A 9,226-nucleotide genomic window follows, 5' to 3' on the forward strand; every position below is an offset into this window, starting at 1 on the left:
CCTAACGGTCATGGTGACGGCGGGCGTCCTGCCCGCCGCCCTTCGGGCGCCCGTTCGGGCGTCGTCTTCGGCATCCTGCCTCCGACTCAAGCTCCCCTCCAGCGGGTGGGGCTGTGCCTCGGCTCGTCCTTCGGACCTCGCCGATTCGCTCGGCCTGCGGCCATTGCGGGTGCGCCTTGTTCTAACTCATCGTCTTTGCCTTCCCGTAGGTCGGTTTAGGCCTCAGGCCGTAAACCGACAAACTCTCCCACACTCTCCCCAACCGACAAACCCACCCGTTTCGCTTTCCTAACACTGGTTACTTTTCGCAGAGTTGGTACACTACCGTGGCCCGAACCTGTGGGTAGTTTTACTAGATAAAACGTTTTTTATATGCTATAAAACCAACCTCCGGTCTGATCGGCTGTTCGCTCCAATGTGAGGTATTCGGTCAAGTTGGTCCAGTGCTGAATGGCAGGCCCGGAGCTCAATAAAAGAGAGTCATAAAGATGCAGCAATTACCCCATTCTTTGAAAACCCTGAGCGCAGTGGTATTTGGCAGTATTGTGACGCTGTCTTGCAGCGCCGAGACCAATGAAACCGCGGCAGAGGAAGAACTTGAACCCTGGCAGCAGGCCCAGAAGACAGAAGTCTGGGAGCCGGTTCCTCCGATGGTGGAAGTGCCCCAGGACGGTGTCCCGTCCGATGCAATTGTTCTGTTTGATGGTAGCGACCTGGACGCGTGGGTCGGGGAGAACGGTGGAGAGCCGACCTGGAATCTGGACGGTGATGCGATGACCGTGGCCCGTCGTCAGGGTGGTATCCGGACCAAGCGGGAATTCTGTGACGTGCAGCTTCATATTGAATGGCGTTCTCCAACCGATATTGAAGGGATGGATGGTCAGGATCGAGGCAACAGCGGTGTGTTCCTGCAGGAGCGCTATGAGATTCAGGTGCTCGATTCCCATGACAATGAAACCTATCCCAACGGCCAGGCTGCATCGGTTTACAAGCAGTCCATTCCCTTGGTGAACGCGACCCGTCCGCGTGGCCAGTGGCAGGAGTACGACATTATTTATCAGGCCCCGCGCTTTGATGACAGTGGTGCGCTGGAAGAGCCTGCCTACGTGACCGTGCTGCACAATGGTGTCGTGGTACAGAACCACTTCGAGATTCAGGGCGCGACTGAGTGGATCGGCGAGCCGAGCTACGATGAAGCGCACGGCTGTGCTCCCATTTTCCTGCAAGACCACGACGCGGCGGTCAGTTTCCGGAATATCTGGGTTCGCGAACTGTAATACTCCCAGGAGGCAGGATTGCCTGCCTTTTTTCATCGGCGAGGGATCGCGACGCAAGACCCGGCTGAACGCGACAGCCGGGTTTTTTTTAGTCAACTCAACACAAAACGATAACGTTAGGCACGGCGCAGCGCCATTCTGTTCAGAGGTAAAACTATGCTGAAAATAATAAAGAGGTTCGGTCAATCCTTTTGGGTGGTGTCGGCAGGCGTGCTCTCCCTGTTCGTCATTGGAGTGCAGGCGTCAGTGCTGACGCCCGAGGCACCCTGGGAGCAGGTTCATGATGTTCTGTATCAGGACGGGCGGTTAGAGCCTGTGGTTGGAGAGGGCAAACCTGAGACGCTCTTTCTCGACAGTGGCGCGGAGGACATAAGGCTCTTGTCGGAAGAGTCTCTGGGAGACTCCGTTCTGACGTTTGAAGTCCTACTGGCCGAGCAAGCCCGCGCGGGTGTTTATCTGCAGGGGCGCTATGAAGTGGTGCTGACCGGATCCGAGCAGACGGAGGCCTTGAAGACCGACAGTATGGGTGCCCTTGCGCCGCGATGGAATGAAAATCGGACTCCCCCGGAGTTTGATGGTGTGCCGCCCTTGCGCTCGGTAGGTGACACTGTTGGTCAATGGCTTCCCGTGGAAATACAGTTTCGCGCCCCTCGCTACAATGAGGCGGGGCAGAAAGTAGAGCCCGCCATGTTGCTTGAGGTTCGCATCAATAACCAGATCGTTCAGAAGCGTACGCTGCTTACCGGGTTTACCCGAGGTTCGATTAACCCCTGGGAGACAACATCGGGGCCTTTGATGGTGCACGTTCATCAGGGACCGGTGGCGCTGCGCCAGGTGTCCTTGGCGCACGCCGATTTCAGTGCGGTCGAGCTGCCCTCTGAAACGGGCGGCGAGTCCAACCTGGGGCAGCTGGAAGATTTTGTGGCCAAGGGCGAGAAGGCATTCAAAGCGCTGGGCTGCACCTCATGTCATGCCGTCACCGACGGCGAAAAATCGGTACGTGCCGGCCCCAACCTCTATGGATTGTTCCAACGGACCCCTCGTGATCGGGAAGTCAAGCAGGGGGAGGGAGACACCCGGTTCACTCTGAAAGCGGATCGGAGTTACCTGCACCGCAGTATCCGTCAACCGGATGCCGAGTTGGCAATCGCCGAATCAGGTTCAAACTCGGGTCAAGTTTATCAGCCGATCATGCCGGCTTACTCGACCGATACCTTGAGCGACGGTGATCTGGGTGCGATCGGGGCCTATCTCAAAACACTCAATCCGCTGGCAACCCAGGGGCCGGTCGTTCAACTGGTCGAAGAGGGTGGGCCGGAGGTCTATGATCCACTCACTGATGGATTGCAGCGTCTGGTTCTGGATGAAGTCCAGATCCAGCGGGGACCCATGCCTGGCACGTCCGGACGAGCCATACATGTTGGGCTGCCCAATGGTGTGAACTACAGCTTTGACCCCAGAGTGCTGGGTGTGGTCAAGCTCTGGCAGGGTGGTTTCCTGGATATGGGAGGTGAATTGCGCAATCGCGGCGGAGGCGGTTTGCGTATGGGGTATGACAGCCGGGAGATTGGTCTGGGGGCGACCAATACGTTGTTCGCACCCCTTCAACCGGACGGAACGCCGGTCGACTTTTCATTCAAGGAATCGGTCTTCCAGGATCACGAGCGGGTGCGGGCTGCGCTGTACAGTGAGAAGGACCACTTTGATCTGCTCGCGGAAGTCGATGCCCGTTTTCACGGTTACCGGCGAGACTCCCGACAAGCGGAGGCGGCTCCCACGTTTGAGGTATCCGTCGGTGACAATCGCTTTGGAATGACCATGGACATCAGCGCCCAGGGTGTTCTGACGCTGGAGGTTGATGGGACCCTGAACTCCGAGCAGCGCCTGCAGCTGGCAACGGAGCTCGTCACGGATATCTCGGTCTCTGAAGGTTCAATTACCGAGGGTCAGTGGGTTATTCCTGAGGGGAGCGAATTGCCGGTGCGCCTGCAGGGACAACTGGCACTGTCTGACAACCCCTGGCGACCGACGTCCAAGTCGTTTGACCATGTACGTCAGCCGCTGAAAGTGGTGCCCTCGCAGGCGGACCTTCTGGACGGCTACGCCATCGAAGACTATCTGCCCCCCAAAGACAACTACGGTCGAGATCTCCTGTTTGAGCCCTTGGGGATCGCCGTGGCTGACAATGGGACGGTTGTGGTGTCGACCCGAAACGCGGGGATCTGGCGATTGATCGATGATGAGTGGCACCTGTTTGCCGAAGGTCTTTTCGATAGCCTGGGCGTCGTGATTGAAGACAAGGCGGGTCTGGATCTGGTGGTTGGCCAGAAAGCCGAGTTGACCAGGATTCGGGACACCAACGGTGACGGGCGCGCAGATCACTACCAAACGTTGTTCGATGGGTTCGGTTATCACAGTAACTACCACACCTATCTGCACGGGCCGGTGAAAGGCGCCGATGGTGCTTATTATCTGGGGCTGAATCTGGCTCATACCGACGAGGCGGTCTACAAAGCCGATGGCCTCTATATGGGCTCTCAGGGAGGCTTCAGTGGCTGGGCGTTCAGAGTGACCCCCGACGGTGAGGCCACGCCCTGGGCCAGTGGTCTGCGCAGTGCGGCCGGTTGGGCCTTGGGGCCGGATGATCAGGTCTGGTTTACCGAGAACCAGGGCGAGTTTGTGGGCACCTCGAAGCTTTTCATGCTGAAGAAAAATGCCTTCTATGGGCATCCGTCCGGGTTGGTTGATCTGCCGGGGATGACGCCGGGCTCACAGGGCATAGCCTGGTCGCGAGTGCGGGACCATCGCGAACCGGAACGGCTCTTGATGCCCCAGAACCTGTTGGCGAACTCTCCGGGGCACCCGGTCTGGGATACCACCCAGGGGCGCTTTGGCCCATTCTCTGAACAGATACTGATCGGTGACCAGACACAATCCAATCTGTTCCGGGTCGCGCTGGAAACCTTGCCGGATGGAACGGTGCAGGGAGCGGCAATGCCGTTTGCCCGGGATCTGGCGTCCGGGGCAATGCGTCCGGTTTTTCTGCCCGATGGCAGTCTGCTGCTGGGGCAAACCGGGCGTGGCTGGCAGGCGAAGGGTGGTCATGTGGCCGCCTTGCAACGTGTGAGTTGGCAGGGTGAGCAGCCTCCGCTGGCGTTGAAGCAGATAACAGTCACCGAAGATGGCTTTACTCTGCAGTTCACCCGGGCACTGCCGGAAACCCTGACCCCTCAGGCGCTGGCAGATGCGCTCGCGCTGAGTTCCTGGACTTATCGGGATGCACCGGATTACGGTTCAGAGCAATTGGGCCAGCGTGACGAAGCGATCGCCGGCCTTACGCTAAGTGACGACCGCACGGCGGTGACGTTGGAGTTGGAGTCGACAGAGGTGCCGAACGTGCATCCACAACAAACGGCTCGGGTGTACCACTTCACGCTCGAGTCCGACGTGTTGACGCGGGATCATGGCGGTGTGCCGATGAGTGCGTTTTATACATTGCATCGCTTCGCCCCCTGAAGATGATGGAGCATCCAGGGATGGATGTAATTATCGTCTTCATCTGGATTTTCCCCGTCAGGTTTGCTTAGATGCCTCCATCGACCAGCCTGATGGACACCTGTTCTATGAGTACCGCGACCGGCACCCTCACGATTGACCTCTCGGCCCTGCGGGCCAACTGGAACACACTGTGTTCCGTCCTTGAGCAAAGGCCGGCCGCGGTGATCAAGGCCGATGCCTACGGGCTTGGCGCGGAACCGGTGGGCCAGACGCTTTATCGGGCGGGCTGCCAGGAATTTTTCCTGGCCACCCTGGAGGAAGCGTTGACTGCCCGCAGCTTTCTTCCGGACGATGCCGTCCTCTATATTCTCGGCGGCGTCCGCCCCGGCGAGGAAGAGGAGTGCATAAACGCGGGGCTGATACCGGTGCTTTACAGCCGGGCGGCCATGGACCGTTGGGCATCAGTCTGTCGGGCGCTGGATGTTGCCTCTCCCTCGGTGATCAAAGTGGACACCGGTATGACGCGGATGGGGCTCAGTCAGGAAGACTGGCGTGACTGTGTGGCGAAGCCCGAATTGCTTGCCGGCTGTCATTCGGTCCTGGTCATGAGTCACCTCGCCTGTGCCGACGAGCCCGATCACCCCATGAACAGAGAGCAGCAACAACGGTTTGTGGCTGTGGCGCAAAGTGCTCGACGCTTGTTGCCGGGTATCCGCTGCAGTCTGGCCAACTCATCGGGTATTTTCCTGGGAGCCGACTGGCACTTTGATCTCGCGCGTCCGGGGGCGTCTCTGTATGGCTTTGACCCCGTGGCCGATGGTGAGCCTGCCATGGAAGCGGTGGTGAAGTTGGATCTGCCGGTCCTTCAGGTACGAGAACTGAGCCACCCGGCGAGTATTGGCTATGGAGGCGAGACCCGCCTGCCCGCCGGGCGGCGCCTGGCGGTGGTGGCCGGGGGCTATGCCGATGGACTCAATCGCACCATCGGTCGAGAGGGCGGGGTAGGTTATCTGGGGAATACGCGCGTTCCGGTGGTCGGACGAATCTCCATGGACACGACCATTTTCGACATTACGGAAGCGGCGCCCCCCGAATCGCCCGAAAACACCTGGATCACCGTCCTTGACCATCGGTTGCGGGTGGCCGATGTATCCCGCCGCATTGGTGCGCTGGGTTACGAAGTGCTTACCAGCCTGGCCGGGCGCTACCGTCGCGTTTATCGAGAGGTGGCGCAATGAGTCGTGATGAAGCGACCCTGTCCCGACTGCTGCACACGCTTTCCAGTGGCCATTACCACTCCGGGGATGAGTTGGGACAACGGCTTGGTATCAGCCGCGCGGCGGTGTGGAAGCAGCTGCAGAAGCTGAGCGAGTTGGGGATCGAACTGGAATCGGTGCGGGGCCGGGGTTACCGGCTCTTGGGAGGTCTGGAGCTGCTGGAGCCGGATCGTCTCTGGGAACAGCTGGGTGATCAGACGCGCGCTCAGCTCACCGAGCTGGAGGTTCTGTCGGTCACCGACTCCACCAACTCGCAAGCCATGCAGCGAGCCGCCCTTGGTCAGGGCGGCTATGTCTGCTTGGCGGAACAACAGACGGCCGGTCGCGGGCGTAGAGGGCGTACCTGGGTCAGCCCGTTCGCGCGCAACCTCTATCTGTCGCTCAGTTGGGGGTTTGAGGGCGGTGCGGCTCAGTTGGAGGGGCTCAGCCTCGCGGTTGGTGTGGCAATGTGCCAGGTGCTCGAGTCAGAAGGGGTTGGGGCGGTCGGCTTGAAGTGGCCCAATGACCTGCTGTGGCAGCAACGCAAGCTCGCGGGTGTGCTGCTGGAAATGACGGGGGATCCGGCCGGCGCCTGCCAGGTGGTGGTCGGAGTCGGTCTGAACCTGGCGATGCCCGACCAGCCCGCCCGCGACATCGAGCAGCCCTGGGCCGACCTGGAAACCGTGTGCGCGTCTGAGCGCTGTCCGGTTCCTGGGCGCAACGTGCTGGCGGCCCGGCTGATTGATGCCCTGGTGGCACTGCTGTCCGGTTACCATCGCGAAGGCTTTGCCGCCTGGCGCGAGGCGTGGCTCGCTCGCGATGCGTTTGCGGGGCGCCGAGTTGTGGTCAGCTCCGGCGCTCGAGCGCAGGAAGGGATTGCCCGAGGGGTGGATGTCAGTGGTGCATTGCTGCTCGAGCAGGACGGCGAGCGCGTTCTGTGCCACGGGGGCGAGTTGTCGATGAGAGCTGCGTCATGATTCTGGAAATTGATTGGGGAAACAGCCGGATTAAATGGCGCCTGCAGGGCGAATCCGGTACGCTGGCCGCCGGCGCCGACGCGGGTAAGGACCTCGAGACTGTGAGCAGCTCGGTGCAAGATGCCTTGCCTGCCGGTGTCGTGCCGGACACGGTGAGAGTGGCATCGGTGCGTCCGGCGGCGGATGAAGCCCGGCTGGTGCAGTGGGCGCAGTCCCAGTGGCGGCTTACCCCCTGGTTTGCGCGTTCGCTGGCCGAGTGTGCGGGCGTAGTGAGTGCTTACTCACGGCCCGGGCGCCTGGGGGTCGATCGTTGGCTCGCTCTTTTGGCGGCGCGCCAGGTGTCCCGGGAGGCGGCCGTGATTGTTCAGGCCGGCACCGCGCTTACCGCGGATCTGCTGGATGAGCGGGGTGTTCACCGGGGAGGCTATATTGCCCCCGGGTGGCAGACGATGCGCCGGGCTCTGGATGTGGGAACGGCCCGGGTTCGAAGTCTGCAGGGGCCGCCGGAGAGGCTCCAGCTTGCGCCGGCGAACAATACCGAAGGAGCCGTCGAGGCCGCACTGTCTGCGATGGTGGTCGGGTTTGTCCAGAATGCCTGTCAGCAGCTTGAGAGATCCTCCCGGTTGATTGTGGCCGGCGGTGACGCCGGGCTTATCGGTACCCACTTTTCGCAGGCATGCTTGTGGCAGGAGATTGTACTGGACGGTCTGGCGGTGGCGTACCGCGCTGAGACCGGCGCCTAAGCAATCCGGATTGGTTCATTTCAGGGTAGAGCAGTTATATGCGGGCAATACTCGCGGTCTTGGTGCTGGTCAATGTGTTATTGCTGGCACTTCATCAGTTTGGGGTAATACCGACCTCTGGGCCCTCGGGCAGCGGAGAGGCGCCTGTGGTTCCCCCTTCTGCCCCGTCTCTCCAGCTTCTGTCCGAGGCGTCTGGCGAGTTGCCGCTTGCCGGGCATTCGCAGAGTGATCAGGATCAGGGCTCCGTGTCGGACGCCTTGCCCCTGTGTGTCCTGGTGGGCCCCTTTACTGAGCATGGCGATGCTGACTCCATTGGTCAGCGTCTGAGGGCGCTGGATGTGACGGCCGAGTCGCAGAATATCGAGGTGTCTGACGGGCGTGGGTACTGGGTGCATCTGGCGCCGGAATTGTCCCAGAGGGAGGCGTTACGGCGCCTCCATGAGCTCCAGGCCAAGCAGATCGACAGCTACGTGATTCCCCGGGGAGAGCTCGCCAACGGCATCTCGTTCGGCATGTTCAGTCGCCGGGCTCTCGCGGAAGCGCGCCGGGATGAGCTCCAGGCGCTCGGTTATGACGCCAAGATCCGCGAAGTGGAGCGAACGCACAGGGAAATCTGGCTTGTAATGCCGGCTTTGCAGGCTCGGGCGCTGTCGGATCGGCTGTGGGAGGAGTTGCTGGCGGAGTATCCCACGCTGGAGCGAAGACAAAATTTGTGCCCAGGTGTTGCTTCTGAGTAAAAGTTTCTCTAGAATCCCGCCTCCACGTTGAGACGTGGTCAGGTTCGAGTGCTGGCGTAGCTCAGTTGGTAGAGCAGCTGACTTGTAATCAGCCGGTCGGGGGTTCGACTCCTCTCGCCAGCTCCATTCAACCTGAAACCCTGCATGTAACTGTGTGAAAAGATTGAATTTTCGGTTGACAGGCGGGGTTGCGAGCCGGACAATGCCGGCTACTTTTTGGCAGGGGTTCCCGAGTGGCCAAAGGGATCAGACTGTAAATCTGACGCGAAAGCTTCGGAGGTTCGAATCCTCCCCCCTGCACCATATTAGAAGGGCGCTCTGCGAGAGAGTCCTGCAAGGCCTGGCAGGAAGCAGGCCCGAGTTTGCGGGCATAGTTCAATGGTAGAACCTCAGCCTTCCAAGCTGATGATGCGGGTTCGATTCCCGCTGCCCGCTCCACTTTGCGGTGGAGCCAAGTAAGGCCTGAAACGTTTTCAAAGCTGATGTAGCTCAGTTGGTAGAGCACACCCTTGGTAAGGGTGAGGTCGGCAGTTCAAATCTGCTCATCAGCTCCATTTTGTCAGCTGCGGAGGTGTGCCTCCGCAGCGGTTTTTTGTCTGAGTATCCGTTGTCCTTGTGGCGCTTTGTCGCGTTGGCAGAGCCCGAAGTGCGCGGAATGGTTAACCCATCTGTAAAGCTTGAATGTGAGGAGGCGCTCGCAATGGCGAAGGAAAAATTTGAACGCAGTAAGCCCCACGT

6 protein-coding genes and 4 tRNA genes are annotated in these 9,226 nt (G+C 60.2%); all 10 read left to right on the top strand.

Translation table 11 applies throughout. From position 1 onward, the window contains the following. Positions 1-488 precede the first annotated feature (488 nt). The 10 genes from B3520_RS10125 to B3520_RS10170 all read left to right on the top strand — a co-directional run bounded on the left by B3520_RS10125 (position 489) and on the right by B3520_RS10170 (position 9,042). Positions 489-1,277, top strand: a complete 789-nt coding sequence (locus B3520_RS10125; RefSeq protein ID WP_286804538.1) for a 3-keto-disaccharide hydrolase — start codon at positions 489-491, stop codon at positions 1,275-1,277. Positions 1,278-1,433: 156 nt separating this feature from the next. Further along, positions 1,434-4,793 (top strand): DUF7133 domain-containing protein, encoded by a 3,360-nt coding sequence (locus tag B3520_RS10130; protein ID WP_286804537.1) that lies wholly within the window; start codon positions 1,434-1,436, stop codon positions 4,791-4,793. Between the two features lie 107 nt (positions 4,794-4,900). Further along, the gene (gene alr / locus B3520_RS10135; protein ID WP_286804536.1) at positions 4,901-6,013 is read left to right on the top strand and encodes an alanine racemase; all 1,113 of its coding nucleotides are present in this window, start codon (positions 4,901-4,903) and stop codon (positions 6,011-6,013) included. Then, positions 6,010-7,008 carry a bifunctional biotin--[acetyl-CoA-carboxylase] ligase/biotin operon repressor BirA gene (birA, locus tag B3520_RS10140; RefSeq protein ID WP_286804535.1) on the top strand — a complete coding sequence of 333 codons (999 nt, stop codon included), beginning with the start codon at positions 6,010-6,012 and terminating at the stop codon, positions 7,006-7,008. Before alr ends, birA begins: the two co-directional genes overlap by 4 nt. Next, the gene (locus B3520_RS10145; RefSeq protein WP_286804534.1) at positions 7,005-7,751 is read left to right on the top strand and encodes a type III pantothenate kinase; all 747 of its coding nucleotides are present in this window, start codon (positions 7,005-7,007) and stop codon (positions 7,749-7,751) included. Before birA ends, B3520_RS10145 begins: the two co-directional genes overlap by 4 nt. Before the next feature lie 146 nt (positions 7,752-7,897). Continuing rightward, on the top strand, positions 7,898-8,488 hold the full coding sequence (locus B3520_RS10150; RefSeq protein ID WP_286875977.1) for an SPOR domain-containing protein: 591 nt from the start codon (positions 7,898-7,900) through the stop codon (positions 8,486-8,488). Positions 8,489-8,538: 50 nt separating this feature from the next. Next, positions 8,539-8,614: transfer RNA gene (locus tag B3520_RS10155), tRNA-Thr, on the top strand. Between the two features lie 93 nt (positions 8,615-8,707). Further along, a tRNA-Tyr gene (locus B3520_RS10160) sits at positions 8,708-8,791 on the top strand. A 61-nt stretch (positions 8,792-8,852) separates the two neighbouring features. Continuing rightward, positions 8,853-8,926: transfer RNA gene (locus B3520_RS10165), tRNA-Gly, on the top strand. A gap of 40 nt (positions 8,927-8,966) precedes the next feature. Beyond that, a tRNA-Thr gene (locus B3520_RS10170) sits at positions 8,967-9,042 on the top strand. Positions 9,043-9,226 lie beyond the last annotated feature (184 nt).

The sequence above is a fragment of the Marinimicrobium sp. UBA4509 genome, assembly GCF_002388575.1.
In the GTDB taxonomy this organism is placed as follows: Bacteria; Pseudomonadota; Gammaproteobacteria; order Pseudomonadales; family Cellvibrionaceae; genus Marinimicrobium; species Marinimicrobium koreense.